Origin of the sequence: Psychromonas aquimarina ATCC BAA-1526, assembly GCF_000428725.1 — a bacterium.
In the GTDB taxonomy this organism is placed as follows: domain Bacteria; phylum Pseudomonadota; class Gammaproteobacteria; order Enterobacterales; family Psychromonadaceae; genus Psychromonas; species Psychromonas aquimarina.
The window spans coordinates 22,796-43,815 of sequence record NZ_AUAM01000018.1; the positions used below are offsets into that span (position 1 = coordinate 22,796).

Genomic DNA, 21,020 nt, shown 5'->3' on the forward strand with positions numbered 1-21,020 from the left:
AAATAATAGCACCTAATTCTTTCTACTATGGAATACTGAAATACAATTCATGCAGCTGCCCGTTACGATCGACCGTTAAGCTTATTTCCGTCATCGTTGGAAACTCTTTCATTAATGAAAGAGTCTGCTGCGTATCAGTTAAATCAATACCGTTTAACTCAATCGCCAGATCTCCATTTTTCAATCCGGCCTGTTCAAATAACGAACGGTCTCTGCCCGGCCTAACTCGGTAGCCCTTTATCTGATTATCTTCACGAACAGGTGAAATACCAATAAAATCAGTTAGTTTACCAGGGTCTTTTAATAATGCCTTGCGGTCTAAGTTAACCTTTTGTGCTTTTTTCGGACGCTTGGAAGGTTTTTTGGCTTTTAAAGAAGCAAGGCTTTTTGACTCATGAGCTTTAACCTTACGAGCCGACTCCTCAACACCGTCGAGCATTAGTGTCTGATACACACCTCTAACATCAAGAATAATACGGTCTTCATAGACATCATAAATTTTTGCATTAGTCCCTTTTATTTCGGACGCAATAAAGTAACTATCCTGCTTTCCCTGATAAACAATAATTGCACTAGATTCAGAGGGGTCTGTGGCGGCAACAACGCCCACCAGTTTTAAAGCTAACTTGGTTTTCGGCGCTTCCATCAGAGATGTTAAATCCTGCTGTGCTGCTGACTTCTCTTGAGCCTGGATTTTATCCTTTTCAGCTTGTTCTGCAGCTGTAAGCTTTTTCGTTTCACCAAAAAGATGCTGCTCTTGTAATTCTTTTGTCTCTATCTTGCGGGACATATCAACAGCACTGACCGGAGGCGCCTCCCACTGGTAATCCGACTCGTCGGCGGGCAGTAGAGACCAGGTCAGTACAGCAAACTGATATGTTAATAAAGCCCCCACCGCAGTTAAGGCTATCGCGGAGGATTTTTGTAAAAATATTGATAAAAACACAAATAATACCCTGTTGAATTTCGAATTATCAGCATGTCGAATGCACTACTTTAGTAGTATGCTGTTAAATTAACATTAAGGCTTTATCTAAGCCAGTTCACTTCTATTTGTTTTTGTAAAATAATAATAAAAACACAAGCAGTATTTTTGTGAATCTTTAATAGTTACTGCTTAATTTTCAATCATCAGCCTGCCTGATATTTACAGTATGCAGATAAAATAGGCGAGGATGCTACCCCAGCCGGTCTCAGGCGACAACAAACTAACAGCAATAATGAGATCCAGTAAAGTTAATAAGCTTAATTTTTCTTAAATAAAGTATTCGTGCTGTTAATTTTAGCTTACTATCATAAAAAATGAGTTAGAGGCAAAGACGAATTTGTTATACTGCTCTTTCCAGTAACAGAAGGCTGAAAAAATGGCTGAAAAAAAAATCCGCCTGGATAAATGGTTATGGGCTGCACGTTTTTATAAAACACGCAGTATTGCACGCGACATGATTCAGGGCGGCAAAGTTCATTATAACGGACAGCGCGGCAAGGCAAGTAAAAGTGTCGAACTCGGCGCATTATTATCGATCCGTCAGGGCGATGTAATTAAACAGGTTACCATTGAGGTATTATCGGATCAGCGCCACGGTGCACCAATTGCAGAAACCCTGTATCAGGAAACGCCTGAAAGTATCAGCAAGCGCGAGCAGTACCAGACTTTGCGTAAATTAAGCCTGCAGAACGCCCCGCATCCTGACCGCAAGCCGAATAAAAAACAGCGGCGTGAACTAATTCAGGCAAAGGTACAGCGTAACACAGCCAAATACGATTAAAATAAGATCTGAATATGGACTGCAGTATGAATAAAAAGCCCTGCGTCAATGCAGATCTAATAAACAGCGGCGTGAACTAATTCAGGCAAAGGTACAGCGCAACACAGCCAAATACGATTAAAATAAGATCTGAATATGAACTGCAGTATGAATAAAAAGCCCTGCGTCAATGCAGATCGCAAAGAGAGCAATAAACAGCGGCGTGAACTAATTCAGGCAAAGGCACTGCGTAACACGGCCCAATACGATTAGCCGACGGTCAAAAATAAGCGAAGATCACGGCAACCAGACAATACAGAAACAACAGCCAAAGGCACTGCGCAGTAACGCAGACCACATAATTTAACTAAGAGTAAAAACACCATGACTGACCAGCTACAACGCTTTATTTTTGACGATTATCAAATTCGCGGAGAAATTGTACAGGCACATAACAGCTTCCATGAAATCATCAAAAATCATGATTACACCACTGAAGTCAATAATGTTATGGGTGAATTATTAATCGCAACCAGCTTATTAACTGCAACGTTAAAATTTGAAGGCAAAATTGCAGTACAGCTTCAGGGTGACGGCCCCCTAAATCTGGCAGTGATTAATGCCAATCAGGATTTACAACTGCGCGGTACCGCACGTGTTGAGGGTGAAACGGCAGGACTTACATTTAAACAGCTAGTTGGTAAAGGTCATCTGATGATTACCATCACCCCGGATAACGGTGAACGTTACCAGGGTGTTATTGCAATAGAAAAGGATTCGCTCAGTGAATGTTTAGAAGATTATTTTGAGCAGTCAGAGCAGTTAGCTACACGCATTATTTTACATGCCGGGAGCAGGGACAAAACCTTAGCAGCCGGTTTATTATTACAGACATTACCAGCGGCAGATGAAAATCACGAAGAAGACTTTCATCATGTTTGTGCTTTAGCATCAACAATTAAAGAAGATGAATTATATTCATTAGAGCGCGATGAACTACTGTATCGCCTCTACCACCAGGAAAAGGTACGTTTGTTTGAAGCTCAGCAGATCAGCTTCAAATGCAGCTGTTCAAAGGAGCGCTGTTTAACTTCGCTTGCTTCAATCACTCAGCAGGAAATTTTAGGTCTATTACAGGAACGCGGCGCTATCGACATGCATTGTGAGTACTGCGCAAGCGATTATCACTTTGAAATTGATGATCTGAAAATACTGCTGGATGATCAGCACCACACTCAGCATTAACAAAATACGTAATAAAATACACAAAAAAATAACAAGAAACGTAGAGCCTTCACATTCCTGATGTAAAGGCTCTGTTTTTTTAACTTTTATTTCATAATTTGAGCTAGATCTCCCACAACTTCTTCCATTTCCCCTACTCTGAAGACTGAAATTTTATCTAATACTTAATCAATGAAATTTCAACCACTTAAGAGGAACTGATATATGACACTAGCGAAATCACTATCCACTGATGAGTTAAGAAAATATGGCATCACAGGCGTTTCTGAAGTTGTGTACAACCCGAGTTATGACACACTCTTTGCTGAAGAGATGTCCCCTGACTTAGAGGGTTTTGAAAAAGGCGTTCTCACCTCCAACGGCACTGTTGCCGTTGATACAGGTATATTTACCGGCCGCTCTCCCAAAGATAAATACATTGTTAAAGATGATACAACCCGCGATACCATCTGGTGGGCCGACCAGGGTAAAAACGATAATAAATCTATCGATCAGACGACCTGGGTTCATTTAAAAGATCTGGTTACCGAAGAGCTGTCCGGCAAACGCCTGTTTGTTGTTGATGCGTTTTGCGGTACCAATGAAAGCACTCGTTTAAAAGTTCGCTTTATTATGGAAGTTGCCTGGCAGGCACACTTTGTAACTAACATGTTCCTCCGTCCAACTGATGATGAACTAGTTGATTTTGAACCTGATTTTGTTGTAATGAACGGTTCTAAAACCACTAATCCGGACTGGCGGGCGCAAGGTTTAAATTCTGAAAACTTTGTTGCTTTTAACCTTACTGAAAAAGTGCAGGTGATCGGCGGTACCTGGTACGGCGGCGAAATGAAGAAAGGTTTATTCTCAGTGATGAACTACCTGCTTCCTCTGAACGGCATGGCATCAATGCACTGTTCAGCAAACATGGGTGAAGACGGTGACACGGCTATTTTCTTCGGCCTGTCCGGTACGGGTAAAACGACTCTGTCAACGGACTCCAAACGTGCTCTGATTGGTGATGATGAACACGGCTGGGATGATGACGGTATATTTAACTTTGAGGGAGGCTGTTACGCAAAAACTATCCGTCTGAGCGCCGAAGCTGAGCCTGATATTTTCCGTGCGATTAGACATGATGCACTGCTGGAAAATGTGGTGACAGACGCAGACGGTGTTGTTGACTACCACGATGCCAGCAAAACTGAAAATGCGCGTGTTTCCTATCCGATCCACCATATTGATAATATTGTAAAACCGGTCTCTAAAGGCGGTCATGCACAAAAAGTGATCTTCTTAACTGCGGATGCATTTGGTGTTTTACCACCGGTTTCTAAGCTGACTAAAGCGCAGACGCAGTACCACTTCCTGTCGGGCTTTACCGCGAAGCTTGCCGGAACAGAGCGCGGTATTACAGAGCCTACACCAACTTTCTCTGCATGTTTCGGGGCGGCTTTCTTAACGCTGCATCCGACACAATATGCTGAGCAGTTAGTAAAACGCATGGAAGCCTGCGGGGCAGAAGCTTATCTGGTAAATACCGGCTGGAACGGCTCAGGAAAACGTATCTCAATTCAGGATACACGCGGCATTATTGACGCGATCTTAGACGGATCAATTGAAAATGCGCAGACTAAGCAGGTTCCATACTTTAATTTGGAAGTGCCCTTAGCATTACCTGGTGTTGACAGTAACATTCTAGATCCGCGCGATACTTACGCATCAGCGTCGGAATGGGAAACTAAAGCTGAAGAGTTAGCGACTCTGTTTATCAATAACTTTGAACGTTACACTGATAAAGAAGAAGGTCAGGCACTGGTATCTGCCGGACCGCAGTTAGCAGTAGAAACAGCTTAACTGAACAGCTTATTTAATTAAGTAGGCAAAATAAAACCGTAGAAGCGCATGCTTCTGCGGTTTTTTGTTTTAATCTCTTTTTTTCTGGCCGGAAAGAGAAGCATAAAGCGTCACCAGCACTATCAGCAAAGCACCTAGATACTGATACCAAAGCAGAGCCTCTCCTAAAAATATCATCGCAAATAATATACCGAATAAAGGCTCAGAACCCATTAATACCGAGACATTGCTTGCCGAGGTCTTAGAAAGTGCATAATTTTGTGCAAAAAAAGCAAAGATAGTACAAAACAAAACCAGATAAAGCGTTAACCACCAGAACTGTGGATCATTTGGTAATTCAGGAATACCTCCGTTATTAGACAACAGCAGCACAAATAAAGCACCAAAACCGATAATCCCAGACTGCAGCATAGTTAAACTAAGCGTCGACAGCCCCCTGCCCTGCATCAGTTTTTTGGTGTAAACCACCATAAAGGCACGCAGAACAGCAGCCGTTAAAATCAGCATATCTCCTTTATTAAAACTTAAGCTGAATCCGGCTTTTACCGTCAGTAGAAGCACACCGCTAAAAGCCAGAACACATAAAGCAAACAGCTGCCTGCCGGGCCTGCTTTTAAAAGCAAACCATTCAACAAAGGGCGTAATAATCACACAAAGACTGACTAAAACCACTGCGTTAGAGGCGCTGGTATTTAACACTCCGAATGCTTCAGCAGTGAATATTAACAGCAGCAGAATGCCGCTGGGCACAGCAATCCAGGCATCCTGTGTCTTTCCTTTTTTGTAGTCACTAATAAAAACAGGTAATAACAGTACAAACGTGAGCAGAAAACGGACTGTCAGAAAAGCCGTAACAGAAATAAAGGCGAGTGCCTGTTTACTGACACCGTAGCTTGTTCCCCAGAACAGCGCGACTAAAATCAGCATCAGCTCGGCTTTGGGCAGACGGACAAACTGTTGCGGTAGATAAAGTGACTTCATTTTTTTCCTCAGCGGTAGATAGTGACAGCAGTAGTAACTGTTTTTATATGCTAATTCATATAACATTGGTTGATAATAGACAGATTTGTAATAGGACTTATTCCCAGTGGACATCAATAAAGTTATTCCATTAATGCCTGATATGGCGGTATTTGTTACCGTAGTTGATGCAGGAAATTTTACTAAAGCGGCCGCATTACTGGGTGTTACTCCGTCTGCTGTCAGCCGCCAGATCGGCCGTTTAGAAGAAGCGCTGGCGGTAAAGCTGTTAATCCGCACCACGCGTAAACTCGCACTAACAGATCCGGGAAAAGTCACTTACGATTATTGTAAACAGATGTATGAATCGGCCCAGGAAGCCGTGCAGGTATCTAGTTCAGCGGCTTCCAGCCCTGCTGGGAAATTACGTGTATCAGCACCGAAAGCCTTAGCTAATCAAATACTTAAACCTATTATTAGACCATTCTTAGCTTTATATCCGGATATACAGCTGCAGTTAAAAGCAACCGACAGGTTGATCGATCCGGTTCACGACAATATCGATATAATATTCCATATTACCGAGCAGCCGATTGAAGGATTAATCAATAAAGTCGTCGGCCGTGTTAATCAGCTGCTTTGTGCCAGCCCGGAATATCTGCTGCACTACGGCACTCCTTTACACCCTTCTGATTTAACAGCTCATAACTGTATTTATCTGGGAGAAACAGCCGCTGACAGCCGCTGGAAGTTTACCAGAGAGGGCCACAGTGCAACGGTAAATGTAAGCGGTAACTACGCAGTAAACCACAGTGACATGCGCCTTGATGCATTGAGCAACGGGTTAGGGATCGGTTTTTTACCGGATTTTGTAGCACAACAGGCTATTTCCGACGGTTCACTGATAGAGGTACTCGATGACTGGCAGATAACCGGAAATTATCAGGGAGATATCTGCATGCAGTTCACCCAGTCAAAATTTTTACCTAAAGCCAACCGGGTGTTTATTGATTACGTCAGTCAGCAGCTGAGCGGCCGCTGACAAGGACCATTAAACCTGCAGATGATTAAGCAGGTGCTTGACTAACTGCTGTGAGCCATCTTCGCAGGCCTGCGGCGGCGGATAATCTGAAGCATTTAACTGCTCTATTACAGAAGCTAAATACTGCCCCTGCAGCTGCTCGATATGCACTTCCATAAAAGGAACTCGTGATGCTAAAAACGCATTCAGAAAAGGGGTTTCCGGCCAGTCGCAACGCTCTAAACTGATCACTCTTACTCTCTTCTGCGAAGCAGCGGCCGCTATTTCACAATAAGTACCATAACCAGGTTTGGTTAAAACCAGATCACAGCTGCCGAGCAGCTGCAGAAACGACATATTCACATCACTCACCTGGGTCATATCGTCACGCAGCTGCTTTTCCGGCTGATCCACCAGCCAGTGCCAGCCGGGAATAACCGGCCAGTTTTTAAGATCTAAAGACATAGGTAAACCGCCTAAAGCGGCTAAAGCCACCTTCTCTGTTCCCGGCGGCATCAATTCCAGGAGCCTGTCACGCTGATCCTGCGGCGCACTGTTAATACTGGCGATATTAATTTCATCAGCACCAGGCAGCGGCACAGAGGGCAGCGGTTTATAGTTATAATCAACCTTTTTATACACGCTGAGCATCTTTTCATAAACCGCCTGCGTATCACTCTGCGCGGCATCCAGACAGTAACGCTGATAAATCTGCGCCCAGTTAAAAGGGGCAACAGATGCGCAGGGGATATTTAACTGCATAGCGGCATCCAGCGTAACTGGAGAGATATTACTGATCACACAATCCGGTTTAATCTCTTTTAAAATTTCTATCTCTTCACTGACGATCTGCCGCCAGTTATCAAAAAGGTGCTGATACTTGAGCCTGCTGTTTTCAACATCAATCTTAATAGGGGAGTCCATCAGCATACCAAAATCATTACCCGCTTCTATATGGGTAAACGGACCGGAAAGGCGCGAATCCAGGTAACTTTTCGGCAGCAGGCTGAGTACTGTAATTTGTACTTCAGGAAAATCCTGCATCATCCGTTCAATAACAGAGGTGGAGATCGCGCCATGTCCGAATCCATGTGCACTAATAGAAAAGCAAAGATGCATATTTTCAGTCTCTTAAAGAAAATAAAGGTTATAACAAATATATACAGTGCGGGACAGCGGAGAAAAAATTATTAACAGATCTTTACAAACACTGAATCAAGACCTTCGCCAGACAGGCGCTTTAAAACATCTTAGCTGAATGCACTTCTTTAATTGCTCAGTCAGTGTTATAACATTCATTATAAAATCAATAATAATTATCAATTGGAGTTGTATTATGAAAGTTGCAATGTTCAGCGCACGCACCTATGACATTAACCATTTCAATCCGCTTATCGATGCTCAGAGTATGCAGATAAAATATTTCGATACTCAGCTTGATATCCATACCTGTCAGCTGGCACAGGGTTATGATGCCGTCTGCGCCTTTGTAAACGATGACCTGTCTGCACCGGTATTAACAGAACTGGCCAGGCTCGGCATTAAAGTGATTGTGATGCGCTGTGCAGGTTTTAACAATGTCGACATTGAAACCGGCAAAAAGCTGGGGTTAACGGTAATGCGGGTCCCGGCTTATTCACCGGAGGCCGTTGCCGAACATGCAGCAGCTTTAATGATGACCCTTAACCGTCGTATTCATAAAGCTTATCAGCGCACTCGAGATGCAAATTTCTCGCTGCAGGGGTTAGTCGGATTTAATATGTTCGGCAAAACCGTAGGTATTATCGGTACAGGTAAAATAGGTCTGGCAGCCATGCGTATTTTAAAAGGCTTCGGCTGCCGGATACTGGCATTCGACCCTTACCCTTCGGATCAGGCTGTTGAACTGGGTGCCGAATATGTTTCAGCTGAACAGTTATTTGAACAGAGTGATATTATCAGCCTGCACTGCCCGCTGACCAAAGAGAATCACCATCTTCTTAATAGTGATTCATTTGCAAAAATGAAAGACGGTGTGATGATAGTTAATACCAGCCGCGGGGCACTGCTTAATGCAGCAGATGCAATTGCCGCTTTAAAAGCCGGTAAGATCGGCGCATTAGGCTTAGATGTTTACGAAGAAGAAGACTCATTATTCTTTGGCGATCATTCTGACGAAATCATCGGCGATGATGTATTCCGCCGCTTATCTGCCTGTCACAACGTAATATTTACCGGTCATCAGGCCTTTTTAACCAAAGAAGCATTAACCAGCATTGCACAAACCACACTGGATAACTTACAAAGTTTTGCCGGCGGCCGCAGTAACGGCAATGAAGTAAATTAAATAATAAAACGCCGCTGTGACGCGGCGTTATTATCGACCCCTAACTGATACTGCTTTGTATTTTCTGGCAGACAGCCTCCGCTAACTGATGACTGGCCAGATTACGCTCCACCACGGCCTGCTTTAACTTACCGGCCTTCACGACACTTATCCAGTCTTCAATCATGCTGCAGAAACCTTTTGCGTCAAGCATAGGTATCCAGTCCTGCAGACGGATTATTGTTTCCTGATTATCCTGCAGACATCTGCCGCTGACAAAAGAGTCAAATTCATAGGAGCGGTTGGCAAAGTTTGCGCAAACCCGTTCACAGGTTATACCGTATAATCGATTCATCGATGCCTCAAAGATTGTATTTTCCAGCTGCCACTGCACATCTAACCTTGCCAGCTGTTTACCTTGAAACTGCCTGCTTAACTGCAGGCCATCGAGGTTACTCTTTGCACCGATATTGATACTGTCTAAGGGATGAATAAAATCATCAAACACAAAAGTACGAATATCTGCGGGTAAATTATGGCGGTTTTTCTCCCAGCGTAATGATAATAAGGGCGGCTCAGAAGAGCCGCACTGCAAACCCGGCAAATACTGAATGTATAAAGGAATAAAACGGCGGTTAAACCCCATATACAAAGGCAGGCGAGACTTTTCTGCTAATTCGTAAAGTCTTTCACAGTCGAAAGCATTATCCGCCAGCGGTTTATCAACAAAAACCGGCAGACCCAGCTGTAAAAAATAAGCACAAATTTCAGGATGCGAAGCAGTACTGCTGTGGATCATTACCGCATCTATATTAACTTTACTTAACTGCCGATAATCCTGGTAGACCTCTTTAATACGATACTGCAGCGCCAGCTGCTGCAGCCTGTTTTTATTACGGGTACAAAAAACCAATTCAACACCTTTTAACTGCGTAAGAACAGGTAAATAGGCTTTTTGGGCAATATCACCAATGCCGATAACTGCAATTCTCATTTTTAAGACCTTTTGTATTAAATACATAAAGCTTATTACAAAGTGCTGTTTATACAAAATAATGATGCCAGTCCAATATAGTATATCTGACTACATTGCGCAGGCAGACAATATAGTCTACTTTTGTCGGTATCGATAAAATGTTCCACGAGGCATTAATATGAACAGCAAAAAACGCAGCATTATTGAATCAGCATTTAACCTGTTTTATAACAAAGGCATACATGCAGTCGGTATTAATGAAATAATTAAAGTTGCCGATGTCGCTAAAAAAACCCTGTATAACCATTTTGAAAGTAAAGATGAACTTATTCTAGCCACCCTCGAGTATCGGGATCAGATCATGACGGACTGGTTAACACAGGAATTAAACAAAGCTGAACTGGGCAAAGACGCCCTGTTAGTCCTTTTTGAAGCATTAGACGACTGGATTAACGGACGTGCAAAAGCTTTGGGTCCATTTAAAGGCTGCTACTTTATTAATACTTGTGCGGAATATGGCGATATTAATAAGCAGATCTATCTGGCATGCAAGGAACACAAAGATAATATTAAAGCACTGATACAAGTTCATGTTGATTCCTTTGAATCAAATACTCAGAAAAATGCACTGCTGGTAGAAACCATCTGCCTGCTCAAGGAGGGAGTAATTACCACAGCATTAGTGCAGAAAGAGTCGACAAGTGCACAGAATGCCGGCGCGTGCCTGGAAAACTTATTAAGATTCAAACGCTGACATACCTTCACTCAGCCTCTCTTCAGCTTAGGCTGCAATAATTTTAGCGCTCAGTTAAATATAAAAGCTGAGCGTAATTTCCTCCCTGTCTTTTACTCACACAAATAAATCAAGACAAAAATCAATAACAGCTTAGTTTAAAATCAACACTCTCGATAAAACAACAAAACACAAGTAACAACAATTATCATTATATTTCACATTACCTCTATCAGAACAATATGTTAAATAAAAATAACTACTAAGAACATAATAATAACTACAATTTCCAATGATATAAAAAAGCTGATTAAAAGCTATAGCAACTTCGATTAACTAAAAGGATATTTAATATGAGCGAGAATAAAACAAAACCTTCTCCGGTAATTAACCGTCGTGATTTTCTCAAAACCAGCACTGGCCTGGCATTAGCCGGTGTCGGCAGTGCCATGTTTTCCGGCACAGTGCAGGCACAGGACAGCAATTCTGGCTGGCATCATTTATATAATAAAAATCCTGACCGCAAGTTCTGGAAAAAAGTACGTAAGGAATTTATTCTCGATAAAAGAAGCGTTTATATGAATGTCGGTACAACCGGCTCTATGCCTAAAGATGTACTCTACGAATATAACAGGAACAACAAAATTGTCGCCTCTAATCCATGGGATATGCAGGAAAAGTTCGGCAGCTGGCCCTATGTGGCAGATATGATAAATGCAGTGGCACCGGGTTTCGGCGCAGACAGTCATGAAATTATATTAAGCCGCAATACAACTGACGGTATGTGCAGCATTATCAACGGGCTGCATTTTGAAGAAGGGGACGTTATCCTCACCACCCATCATGAGCATGTAGCGGCCAACTCTCCTCTTAATGTGGTTACAAAGCGTTATGGTGTTGAAGTTATTTACCTGGAAATTCCTGTTTATACCGGCAGTGAACAGATCAGCGAACAAGACTTTGTAGATGTTTTTGCAGATGCTGTGGAAGAATACGGGGATCGCGTCCGCTTAATTACTTTTTCACATATCACCTACAAAACTGGTACGACTTTGCCCGCCAAACGTATCTGCCATGAAGTGGCTATCCCCAATCAGATTCCGACATTAATCGATGGTGCGCATACGATCGGTATGTTTGATCTGGATTTTCATGATATCGGCTGTGATTTTTATTCAGGTTCTGGTCATAAATGGCAGTGCGGCGCAGGTGCAACCGGTATTTTATATGTCCGCAATAATGCACAACGTTTAGATGAATACTGGCCGGATCGTGAAAATCCATTATGGTTCATTAACTCTTCGCTGTCGCATGCGGCCTACCTCGGTACCCAGCTGCAGCTTCAGTATATCGGCAATGACAACTACCCGGCAAAACAAGCTTTAACCGACGCCTGTTTAATGTGGGATATGCTTGGCCGCGATGTGATTGAAAAACGTGTATTAGCGTTAAGCCGACTGTGTAAAGAATGTCTACTGGATGCATTTCCGTCTGCTTCTTTTTACTCGCCGAATATCCCTGAATTATCAAGCGGTCTGACAACATTCAACCCTCTGTTTGATCAGCAGGATCTGGAGCAGTTAACCATTTTCCGGGATCGTCTGCGTGAAGAGTACGGTTATATTATCCGAACTACGGATTTTAAAGTGAAAGTAACGGATGCAGCCGATAGCCATGCACTGCGCATCTCAACACATCTGTTCCATGACGAACGGGATGTGATCGGCCTCGTTGAAGCAATGCAGGAGCTTTACCTGGATATGGTTTAATATCCGCCCGGATTCGAAAATATTCGAATCCGGCTGCCTCAATGTAAATGACATAAATATTCAAGTTTAAAAATCATTATTTAATCATTAATGACTATGCTAATAAGTAATAGTTTCTGCCTTTCCAAAAAGCAAGTGCTGCAAGCATCAGTCTAAAGACTCAAAAAAAACACAATAACTTATTGTTTTTTATTATTTATTTTATCTACTGCATAGCATACTATCAAACAACGGAATATTAACAGCTGAGTCAAGGAGCAATAAAATGACACTAAAAACGAAAAGTACTCTCTTTTTACAAATCATTTTATCAATTTCACTGGCAGTATCAGCACTGCAGGTAAATGCTCGAGATCTTGCAGAAATCAAAGAGTCCGGAGTACTACGTCATATCGGAGTTCCCTATGCAAACTTTGTGACTCTGTATTCTGAAGGCGGAAAAAAAGTGGAAGGCGGGCTGGATGTCGAATTAATGAAAGGTTTTGCCGCTCACCTTGGTCTGCAGTACCAGTTTGTCGCAGCCAGGTGGAGCAATGTATTCAGCCTGCTGAACGGCCGGAAAATTCAATATATTAACCAGCAGGTAGTCTTGGGTGATCAACAGCCGGTTCAGGGAGATGTTATTGCTAACGGAGTAACCACTTTAGACTGGCGCCGCGAAGTGGTCGATTTTGCGGACCCTTACTTTCCGTCAGCCGTATGGCTAGTTGCCCGGGCCGATTCCGAACTGCAGCCGATTACTCCTAAGGGCCGCCTCAGTGAGGATATCCTTCAGGTTAAAGCACTGCTCAAAGGGCGTGATGTATTAGCAATGAAGCAGTCCTGTCTGGATCCTGATTTATACAACCTCGAATTAACCGGTGCTAATGTCATTCTGCCGGTCAAGGCGCGTAATTTAAATGAGATGGTTCCGGCTATTCTTAATAATGACGCAGAAAGTACTCTGCTCGATGTTGCCGATACACTGATAGCACTACAGAAGTGGCCCGGTGAAATAAAAGTAGTCGGCCCTATCTCCCCGGAACAGCATATGGCGGCCGCATTTCGTAAAAATTCTCCGCAGCTGCGTAAAGCTTTTAACCTTTACTTAAAGCAGATTCGTGCCGACGGCAGCTACAATAAAATGGTCAAGAAATATTACCCTGCGGTATTTCATTTTTATGGTGAGTTCTTCTCCACAGCGATAGAAGAAATCTGAAGCGATGCGTTTAAAAAAATGGTTCAGCAGTAAAACAGTGATCATTACAGCCGGTATTATACTGGCGGGTTATCTGGTTTTAATTCTTGCGGTAACTAATGTCGGACAGAGCAAACTTAAAGAGTCCCAGCATAGCGAATTACACCTTAAAGTGACTCAGTATGTTAATACCCTGAGTTATTTTTTTAACGTCACCCGAGAGAATATTTATGTTCTCGCAAATGATCAGACAATGAGCACCTTTTTCGCAAACCGCAGCTCCGGCATGTCCATGGAGTACGGCTTAGGCTCCAGTTTATTTAATTTAAAAATGTTAATTTATCAGCTCACCCAGGACAGTCAAATAGATGCACTGCCCGTATACAAGCGCATGATGCTGGTTAGTTTCGACAAAACGGTCATTGTTGATACAGATCCTCATTCTCCGATAAATTTCAGCCCGATTCCTTTTAAAAAAATGCAGGAAAAAGCATCTGATATCATAGTAACCGATGATCCTAGCGGCCTGAACATCAGAATACTGAGAACCATTTATCAGCAGAACAAAGCGGTCGCTTTACTGATTGCAGATATCAACACAGACTTAATCGCCCAGCAGCTGAGCACACAGGAACATGCCGATAGTGCCAGCCGTCTGCAGCTGAATACCCCCAGCGGTAATATTTATGTCTGGAATTCAATTAAATCAACACTATTATCAGTACCGCCGAGCAATTCTCAAAGTTCGACTAATAAACTTTATATTGAAGAGCCGGTCAAAGGGACACCTTTCATACTGATGAGCTGGTTTGAACCGGTTAATGAACAGGATATTTTTACATCCGGATGGTTTATTGCCGCTATTTCAGTTCTGGCTTTTCCGGTCGTAATAGGGTTGTATTTCCTGATGCGCATAGAGCACAGCAATACAATTCTGCAGACCCAGATAGAAGTATCATCTAAGCAGCAGAACAAGCTGTCGCAGCATAATCTGCAGCTGGAAACGGAAGTCAAGAAACGTAAAAACTCGGAAGAGAGGCTGGCATATCAGGCGACTCATGATGCCCTTACCGGGCTGGCAAACCGCAGTTACAGTCACGAACGTCTTACTCAGGCGATTCATTATTCACAGAGAGACAACACCCAGATTCTGGTTATGTTTATTGATCTGGACAACTTCAAACAGATCAATGATACCCTGGGGCATATCGCCGGGGATCAGATCCTTAAAGATACCAGCACCCGGCTGATTAATTCCGTACGCAGCACAGATACCGTCGCCCGCTTAGGCGGCGATGAGTTTCTACTGATTATCCCGGAACTGCTCGATGATGAAAGTGCGGAAATGCTTGCCGGAAAAATTCTAGCGCTGTTTGAAAAACCCTTCAAAGTTGAAAACCAGGAGTTTTTCACCACAACCAGCATTGGTATGGCTATCTATCCGCAGGACGGCCGTGATCCTGACAGCCTGCTGAAAAGTGCTGATATGGCCTTATACCGGGTTAAGGATGCCGGCCGCAATGGTTTCAGCTTCTATGATCCGGCCATGAATGACGCACTGCTCCGCAGCCTATCCTTAAACAGCCGCTTACGCCAGGCAATCAGCAATAATGAAATTGAAATGTACTATCAGCCGATTATTGATTTAAAAAGCCGTAAAATTATTGCCGCGGAAGCCTTGATGCGCTGGAACGACAATGAGCTAGGTTCTGTCTCCCCGGAAGAGTTTATTTCACTGGCAGAGAAAAACGGCCTGATCCACCAGCTCGGCGAATTTGCACTTGAGCAGGCCTGTACACAGGCGGCCGAATGGCAGTCAATATGCCCGCTGCAGATTGCCGTTAATTTCTCAAGTGTGCAGTTCCGCTACTCTACTGACCTGTTAAATAAGATCGAAAATATACTGGAAAAAAGCGCTTTACCTGCACACAAATTAGATATCGAAGTCACTGAAAGCCTGCTGGTTAGCCAGAACAGTGAGCTCGCTTACGTCCTGGACCGCCTTAATGAGTTAGGTATTCGGCTTTCAATTGATGACTTTGGAACGGGCTATTCAGCACTGAGTTATCTGCAGCAGTTTCCTTTTTCAAAACTAAAAATAGACCGGGCTTTTGTTAATGATTTAGAAACTAACCCCGCCGATATGTCTCTAGTCTCAGCCATATTAGCCATGGCAAAAGCATTAAAGTTAAAAGTTGTCGCGGAAGGTATTGAAGATAACTATCAGGCAGATCTGTTAGAGGAGCTGCAGTGTGATTACGGCCAGGGATATCTATTCAGCCGCGCCCTTCCCGCCGATGATTTTACCCGGCTGTTAGTTAAAGAGAAAGTTAAAAACAGCGCCTGAAACGGTTCACTGACTTAACCGCTTTATCAGTATCAGCAGAGCAGGGCCGCCAAGGCCCGGCCGCTAGTCAGTCAGGTTTTGATTAAGCTGTTTCAGCCTTTCCTGCATATCCAAAGTGCGATGAATCAGTTTATCCTGCAGTTCAAGACCGTGAAACCGTAGTTCCAGCATCAGATCATCTAACAGCTCAGAAATTTCGGCGGCTGTTACAGTGTTTTTTTCTGTTGAATCATTCATTTCCAGCTCCTTTATTCAATGATATTAGCGGCTTTTTCGATAATCAGCTTGTATTCACCATAACTTAACGCGGAAAGATCAACTGTGACAAAGGCCTGATCTGCAACAGCTTCTACTGCGTTAATCTAATGTTCTGCACTAAGCTTTCCATCCCCCTCACCATAAATATTAGCACCACTATCATTCTCTATAGAAATAAAGGTGATCTAATAAACCTGCCCAGTAAAACCCGGTTAGATGGAAGTATGCTCAGCAGCTGTGAATCCCAGATACAAAACCTCAACAGTCAGTTAAAACCAGCGTCTAACCTTAGCTTTATAACTTGTAAACGACGGGCCGAATAACTTTAACAGCGCCCTCTCTTCTGGAATGATGTATAACTTATCTGCAAAATACACATACACGGGCAAAAGCAGTAAATTCAGCGGGTTACCTAAAAAGACAACAAGCGCAGCTAAACAAGAAAACGCTCCCGCATACATAGGATTACGCGAATAAGCATAAATACCGGTGCATACTAAATGTGATGCTTTTTCAGGCGCTCTGGGATCAACCGTTGTACCGGCTTTTCTAAAAGTGTGACCCGCGCTTAAAACAACCAGCATACCAACGCTGCACAGCACTGCTGAAACAGCAGTCTGACAGGGAAACAGATAAGAAAAAGTCGGGAGTGCCCTATCAACAGTAAACATTAATACGGTCAACAGCAGCACAAAAAAAACAGGTAATTTAAACAGTGTACGGATCATCGCACCTCCTTATTTATGAAATTCTACTTTCTTGTTTTTCCACAACAGACAGATTTGATTTAAAAAAGAATTAATTCGGTACGGATGATACTTAACCGGCATTTTATTATTCAGTGCAGGAATCGGCTGATGATCTTTACGTAAATGCGTCAGAATCAAGTTCAGCAGACCCGTTAAATAAACTTTAAATTCATCACTTTGATAAAGTTCCTGCCAGTGAATAAGGTTATCGGTACGATGCATCTCAATCAAAGGCCCCATTTTATAGGTATGCTTCTCAATCTCATCATCACCCATACAGTATTCCTTCACTAACTGTAAAAACAGATCTAAGCATTCACCTCGAGGCACAATATTAAAAAACTCCTGCTGAGTTTCTTCATCTTTTATACTCTCCTGAGTGTTAATCGTTCGATATAAAATCTCAAACATATGCACAATCGTACGATCTAAAATACGCATTTTTGGAAAATGCTGATCCTGTATATCCCGCTCAACAATAGAATAAATTTCAGCTAAATCGATATTATCAACCATTTGACGGGACAATTTACGCGCAACACTGACTGGAATACGATTTTCCAGCAGGGTATCAGTCACCGACTCAACAATCATCGCCTGCAGTTTCTTCTGCACTTTACTCGAGCAGCCGGCCGCTAGTTTAGGTACTGTACTGTCAAACATATTATTCCTTTAACTTCTTGTTTTTCTTTATTCTATCTTAGTTGCCTGGATTAATAACTTTAATGATCCTGTTTAAATCGGCTTATCAATTAAGCACAAAAATAAAGATTAAAAATGAAACAAAAATCACACTGAAATTATTCATTAATATTTTCAGCAAAAAGCGTAATAAAAAGCGTTTAGGACATTGTTATTTTATGCCGTTAGTCTAGACTTTGCGCAAAAATTCACTAGGAGAGGTTATTTTATGTCTGAGAAGGTATTTATCAGCGCCCAGCAGCTGCTTGAAGACTCATTCCGTCTGGCGGCTCAAGTATATGACAGCGGCTTTCGCCCGCAGTTTATCGTCGGTATCTGGCGAGGCGGCGCACCGATTGGTATTGCTGTACAGGAATACTTTGACTACAAGAAAGTAGAAACAGACCACATTGCAGTACGTACCTCTTCTTATTACGGTATCGGCCAGCAGAGTAAAACGATTAAAGTACACGGCCTGCACTACATTATTGAAAATGCTAACGCCGATGACGGTTTATTAATCGTTGATGATGTATTCGACTCCGGCCGCAGTGTTGTAGCCTTAAAAGAAAAACTATCTGAACAGATGCGTTTGAATATGCCTACTGATGTACGTATTGCAACGCCTTATTACAAACCTAAAAATAAAGCGGTATCAATCGTACCGGATTATTTCATTCATGAATCTGAAGAGTGGTTAGTATTCCCTCATGAAGTTTCAGGTCTGTCGATCGAAGAAATCACCGAAGGTAAAGGTGATTTCAAAAACATTAAACACCTGTTCAGTGAATAGATTTTAATGCTCAGCTGAATTTTTCAGCGAAATAGATAACGCATTTTAAAAAGAGACCACACGGTCTCTTTTTTTATAACCCGCCTACTGCGCTTTAATAAACTGTAAAGAGTTCTGTAAAACGTCCGGATAAAGCTCAAAAAACTGTTCGGTTAACAACTCATAATGCTCCAGCAGAACCTGCCCGGTATCCGTCAGCGGTGCCATTCTAGGACGGCGGGAAGCCATACGCTGCAGGGCGAAACTAATATTATCTATCTCGACATACTGCTCAAGCCACTGCTCCTGCCAGACTAGGTGTGAGACTTTTTCAAAACGAGGCGGCAGGCTGTTCACCTCTGATTTAGTTTCCACTTCAATCTGCAGTCGGGCTTGATTACAGAATTCTGCTAATGAGCTGTCGTGAAACTGAGACCAATGCTTAGCCAGGCAATGGTCCCAGAACATATCCAGACTTATCGGAGCAAAACGCCGCAGTTCAGATGGAAACAGAGGTTTCAGTGTTTTTACAATAACATGCTGATCCGTATAACTGTCCACAAAACGGTGCACACGAATCCCCAGTACAATCTCTGCATTAAACAAACCGTCAGGATTTCCTTTAACAAAATCACCTAAAAAGCTGCCCGTAAAACTGCTATGGGTAAATTCTGCAATATGTAAGTGTGCAAGAAAATTCATATTTCCACCTGACTCACTGCCATTCAAATTGCCCCGCTATTTATCAAAAAACACTTAGAAATCCCGATCACTATAAACTTAATTGAAGTTAAACACATAGTTAATAAGTTTTTGTGCTTAGCACTGTAAATACCTGTCTAACAGACAAGGCGCCTGGTAATATCAACAAATAACCAACAAAAAACAAACCACTGGTTTGTAAGTTAACAGCAGATACCTGTTAAATAAAAATCCCCAATTAATGGAATTAATATGCACCGTTCAATTATAGTAGCAGCACTGACAGCCCTGCTTTTTGGCTGTAACAGCAGTGACAGCAATACAAATACCTTTTCCAGCACACTTTCACCCACAGTTGTAAACAGTAGTGATTGCCCTGCCAATATGCAGTGCGGCTTATTACCCGTACCAAAAAGCTATACAGATAATAACGGTGAAACTATCGATATTTATTACGCGGTACATAAAGCTCTGGATAGTGATAACCGTATTGGTATCCTGGTACTTAATTTTGGCGGCCCCGGCGGTGAATCGGTTAACAGCACGTCAAGCATGGTACAAAACTATTTACCCCAGGAGATCCTAGAGCGTTTTGATATTGTTGGTATTGATCCGCGCGGAACAGGAAAAAGTGCTTATTCTCAAGCATTAACCGATTGCGCCGTAGCACAAAGTATTGGAACCGGTAACTGTGATGCAGTTTATACCGCAACCGCACCGTATCTGGGCAGTAATAGCATAGTTAAGGATATCGACCAGTTACGTAGTTTTCTTGGAGAAGAAAAACTTAACTTTTTAGGCTATTCCTATGGAACACGCTTAGGTTCTCTCTATGCAAATATTTTTCCGGAGAATGTACGTGCCATTGTTTTAGACTCACCAATGCCGCCGGCCACGGGTAATTACGTCGATCTGCAGCTAGGTAATACAGCAGGCAATGACCTGGTTGCCGATTACCGTTTAGGCTTCGACAGTACAAGAAAATTACAGTATGAAAATATCATTACAACAACTTTCAACAATATTTATTATCATGCCTCCGACGGCTTCGCACTAAGTATCCCGGATGCAGTATCTACCTTATATTTAACCGTCAGCCGCGAGCACTCCGGCTACTGGCAGGCAATACAAAGCGGCTTGTTTGACCTGCTGGATAATGATTATGTATCACTTTTAAACTGGCAGCTTGCAAGCATAGGGACTTCAGAAGATGATGCTGACAGTTTACGCTCGCAGGCATTATTTAAAGCGGTAGTCTGTACGGATGAGTCTCAGCCTCTTTCCAGAGACGATATAGTGGCAACCCAGTCTTCTTTTGAAAGCACTTCAACACTGTACGGCTTAGTCAGCTATTACAGCTCTTTTCTCTGCGCTGACTGGAGTGATCAGCGAGATCCGATTGCAGCCGTTGAAAATATGGAGCATGTTTTAGCCGGTCAGCAGATTCTTATTATCGGTGGTAAATATGACCCGGCAACACCTTATCAATGGACAGAAGAAATGGTGAACAGCTTCGGCAATTCAGCTTCATTGATTACTGTTGATCAACTGGTAAGCCACGCCTTCAGTTATACCGATATAAGCTGTGTAGATGCAAAAGCAACGCAGTATCTGTTAGACCCCGATACTAAGATTGAAAATACCAGCTGTTCAGGTACCCCGCAAAATCAAACATTTATGAGAGCACTCTCTAAACCCGTACATCCAGCCAGAAAAAATCCACAAGGTACTTATTAGGCAA

General features: G+C 42.7%; 19 protein-coding genes. 11 read left to right on the top strand and 8 right to left on the bottom strand.

What is annotated here, in order from left to right:
• Window positions 1-25 precede the first annotated feature (25 nt).
• Window positions 26-946 carry a type II secretion system protein GspC gene (gene gspC / locus G337_RS0107950; protein WP_028863421.1) on the bottom strand — a complete coding sequence of 307 codons (921 nt, stop codon included), beginning with the start codon at window positions 944-946 and terminating at the stop codon, window positions 26-28.
• Between the two features lie 418 nt (window positions 947-1,364).
• Between gspC and hslR the strand changes: the two genes are divergently transcribed.
• The 3 genes from hslR (at window position 1,365) to pckA (ending at window position 4,829) form a co-directional block, all read left to right on the top strand.
• Window positions 1,365-1,769, top strand: coding sequence for a ribosome-associated heat shock protein Hsp15 (hslR, locus tag G337_RS0107955; RefSeq protein WP_028863422.1), 405 nt, complete (start codon window positions 1,365-1,367; stop codon window positions 1,767-1,769).
• Between the two features lie 363 nt (window positions 1,770-2,132).
• The gene (hslO, locus tag G337_RS0107965) at window positions 2,133-2,993 is read left to right on the top strand and encodes an Hsp33 family molecular chaperone HslO (RefSeq protein WP_028863423.1); all 861 of its coding nucleotides are present in this window, start codon (window positions 2,133-2,135) and stop codon (window positions 2,991-2,993) included.
• Between the two features lie 204 nt (window positions 2,994-3,197).
• Window positions 3,198-4,829: a phosphoenolpyruvate carboxykinase (ATP) gene (gene pckA, locus G337_RS0107970; protein ID WP_028863424.1), complete on the top strand. Its 1,632-nt coding sequence runs from the start codon at window positions 3,198-3,200 to the stop codon at window positions 4,827-4,829.
• A 69-nt stretch (window positions 4,830-4,898) separates the two neighbouring features.
• Here the strand turns inward: pckA and G337_RS0107975 are convergent, their stop codons facing one another.
• Window positions 4,899-5,810, bottom strand: a complete 912-nt coding sequence (locus G337_RS0107975) for a DMT family transporter (protein WP_028863425.1) — start codon at window positions 5,808-5,810, stop codon at window positions 4,899-4,901.
• A gap of 106 nt (window positions 5,811-5,916) precedes the next feature.
• Here G337_RS0107975 and G337_RS0107980 point away from each other — a divergent pair, with 106 nt between their 5' ends.
• Window positions 5,917-6,831 (top strand): LysR family transcriptional regulator, encoded by a 915-nt coding sequence (locus G337_RS0107980; RefSeq protein WP_028863426.1) that lies wholly within the window; start codon window positions 5,917-5,919, stop codon window positions 6,829-6,831.
• 9 nt (window positions 6,832-6,840) lie between these two features.
• Here G337_RS0107980 and G337_RS0107985 read toward each other — a convergent pair whose 3' ends face one another.
• The gene (locus tag G337_RS0107985) at window positions 6,841-7,929 is read right to left on the bottom strand and encodes a hypothetical protein (RefSeq protein WP_245597643.1); all 1,089 of its coding nucleotides are present in this window, start codon (window positions 7,927-7,929) and stop codon (window positions 6,841-6,843) included.
• 217 nt (window positions 7,930-8,146) lie between these two features.
• Here G337_RS0107985 and G337_RS0107990 point away from each other — a divergent pair, with 217 nt between their 5' ends.
• Entirely contained in the window at window positions 8,147-9,136 is a 990-nt protein-coding gene (locus G337_RS0107990) for a 2-hydroxyacid dehydrogenase (protein WP_028863428.1), read from the top strand.
• 40 nt (window positions 9,137-9,176) lie between these two features.
• On the opposite strand, the gene G337_RS0107995 is transcribed toward G337_RS0107990, so the two are convergent.
• Window positions 9,177-10,109, bottom strand: a complete 933-nt coding sequence (locus G337_RS0107995; protein WP_028863429.1) for a Gfo/Idh/MocA family protein — start codon at window positions 10,107-10,109, stop codon at window positions 9,177-9,179.
• A gap of 160 nt (window positions 10,110-10,269) precedes the next feature.
• Between G337_RS0107995 and G337_RS0108000 the strand changes: the two genes are divergently transcribed.
• The 4 genes from G337_RS0108000 (at window position 10,270) to G337_RS0108015 (ending at window position 16,117) form a co-directional block, all read left to right on the top strand.
• Window positions 10,270-10,845: a TetR/AcrR family transcriptional regulator gene (locus G337_RS0108000; protein ID WP_028863430.1), complete on the top strand. Its 576-nt coding sequence runs from the start codon at window positions 10,270-10,272 to the stop codon at window positions 10,843-10,845.
• 332 nt (window positions 10,846-11,177) lie between these two features.
• The gene (locus G337_RS0108005; RefSeq protein WP_037027243.1) at window positions 11,178-12,593 is read left to right on the top strand and encodes an aminotransferase class V-fold PLP-dependent enzyme; all 1,416 of its coding nucleotides are present in this window, start codon (window positions 11,178-11,180) and stop codon (window positions 12,591-12,593) included.
• A gap of 265 nt (window positions 12,594-12,858) precedes the next feature.
• Window positions 12,859-13,791, top strand: a complete 933-nt coding sequence (locus G337_RS0108010) for a transporter substrate-binding domain-containing protein (protein WP_028863432.1) — start codon at window positions 12,859-12,861, stop codon at window positions 13,789-13,791.
• A 4-nt stretch (window positions 13,792-13,795) separates the two neighbouring features.
• A complete protein-coding gene (locus tag G337_RS0108015; protein ID WP_028863433.1) occupies window positions 13,796-16,117 on the top strand; it encodes a putative bifunctional diguanylate cyclase/phosphodiesterase in 2,322 nt (773 codons plus the stop codon).
• 63 nt (window positions 16,118-16,180) lie between these two features.
• On the opposite strand, the gene G337_RS28575 is transcribed toward G337_RS0108015, so the two are convergent.
• The 3 genes from G337_RS28575 to G337_RS0108030 form a co-directional block, all read right to left on the bottom strand.
• A complete protein-coding gene (locus G337_RS28575) occupies window positions 16,181-16,354 on the bottom strand; it encodes a hypothetical protein (protein WP_157619248.1) in 174 nt (57 codons plus the stop codon).
• A gap of 290 nt (window positions 16,355-16,644) precedes the next feature.
• Entirely contained in the window at window positions 16,645-17,103 is a 459-nt protein-coding gene (locus tag G337_RS0108025) for a methyltransferase family protein (RefSeq protein ID WP_028863434.1), read from the bottom strand.
• A gap of 9 nt (window positions 17,104-17,112) precedes the next feature.
• A complete protein-coding gene (locus G337_RS0108030) occupies window positions 17,113-17,787 on the bottom strand; it encodes a hypothetical protein (RefSeq protein WP_028863435.1) in 675 nt (224 codons plus the stop codon).
• A gap of 247 nt (window positions 17,788-18,034) precedes the next feature.
• Here G337_RS0108030 and G337_RS0108040 point away from each other — a divergent pair, with 247 nt between their 5' ends.
• Window positions 18,035-18,598: a phosphoribosyltransferase gene (locus tag G337_RS0108040; RefSeq protein ID WP_028863436.1), complete on the top strand. Its 564-nt coding sequence runs from the start codon at window positions 18,035-18,037 to the stop codon at window positions 18,596-18,598.
• Window positions 18,599-18,682: 84 nt separating this feature from the next.
• On the opposite strand, the gene G337_RS0108045 is transcribed toward G337_RS0108040, so the two are convergent.
• A complete protein-coding gene (locus G337_RS0108045) occupies window positions 18,683-19,279 on the bottom strand; it encodes an acyl carrier protein phosphodiesterase (RefSeq protein ID WP_028863437.1) in 597 nt (198 codons plus the stop codon).
• A 252-nt stretch (window positions 19,280-19,531) separates the two neighbouring features.
• On the opposite strand from G337_RS0108045, the gene G337_RS0108050 reads away from it, so the two are divergent.
• Window positions 19,532-21,016, top strand: coding sequence for an alpha/beta fold hydrolase (locus G337_RS0108050; RefSeq protein ID WP_028863438.1), 1,485 nt, complete (start codon window positions 19,532-19,534; stop codon window positions 21,014-21,016).
• Window positions 21,017-21,020 lie beyond the last annotated feature (4 nt).

Bases quoted from the DNA above. Each gene is read 5' to 3' on its own strand.
- hslR (WP_028863422.1), top strand. From the start codon at position 1,365: ATGGCTGAAAAAAAAATCCGCCTGGATAAATGGTTATGGGCTGCACGT.
- hslO (WP_028863423.1), top strand. From the start codon at position 2,133: ATGACTGACCAGCTACAACGCTTTATTTTTGACGATTATCAAATTCGC.
- pckA (WP_028863424.1), top strand. From the start codon at position 3,198: ATGACACTAGCGAAATCACTATCCACTGATGAGTTAAGAAAATATGGC.
- G337_RS0107975 (WP_028863425.1), bottom strand. From the start codon at position 5,810: ATGAAGTCACTTTATCTACCGCAACAGTTTGTCCGTCTGCCCAAAGCC.
- G337_RS0107985 (WP_245597643.1), bottom strand. From the start codon at position 7,929: ATGCATCTTTGCTTTTCTATTAGTGCACATGGATTCGGACATGGCGCG.
- G337_RS0107990 (WP_028863428.1), top strand. From the start codon at position 8,147: ATGAAAGTTGCAATGTTCAGCGCACGCACCTATGACATTAACCATTTC.
- G337_RS0107995 (WP_028863429.1), bottom strand. From the start codon at position 10,109: ATGAGAATTGCAGTTATCGGCATTGGTGATATTGCCCAAAAAGCCTAT.
- G337_RS0108000 (WP_028863430.1), top strand. From the start codon at position 10,270: ATGAACAGCAAAAAACGCAGCATTATTGAATCAGCATTTAACCTGTTT.
- G337_RS0108005 (WP_037027243.1), top strand. From the start codon at position 11,178: ATGAGCGAGAATAAAACAAAACCTTCTCCGGTAATTAACCGTCGTGAT.
- G337_RS0108010 (WP_028863432.1), top strand. From the start codon at position 12,859: ATGACACTAAAAACGAAAAGTACTCTCTTTTTACAAATCATTTTATCA.
- G337_RS0108015 (WP_028863433.1), top strand. From the start codon at position 13,796: ATGCGTTTAAAAAAATGGTTCAGCAGTAAAACAGTGATCATTACAGCC.
- G337_RS28575 (WP_157619248.1), bottom strand. From the start codon at position 16,354: ATGAATGATTCAACAGAAAAAAACACTGTAACAGCCGCCGAAATTTCT.
- G337_RS0108025 (WP_028863434.1), bottom strand. From the start codon at position 17,103: ATGATCCGTACACTGTTTAAATTACCTGTTTTTTTTGTGCTGCTGTTG.
- G337_RS0108030 (WP_028863435.1), bottom strand. From the start codon at position 17,787: ATGTTTGACAGTACAGTACCTAAACTAGCGGCCGGCTGCTCGAGTAAA.
- G337_RS0108040 (WP_028863436.1), top strand. From the start codon at position 18,035: ATGTCTGAGAAGGTATTTATCAGCGCCCAGCAGCTGCTTGAAGACTCA.
- G337_RS0108045 (WP_028863437.1), bottom strand. From the start codon at position 19,279: ATGAATTTTCTTGCACACTTACATATTGCAGAATTTACCCATAGCAGT.
- G337_RS0108050 (WP_028863438.1), top strand. From the start codon at position 19,532: ATGCACCGTTCAATTATAGTAGCAGCACTGACAGCCCTGCTTTTTGGC.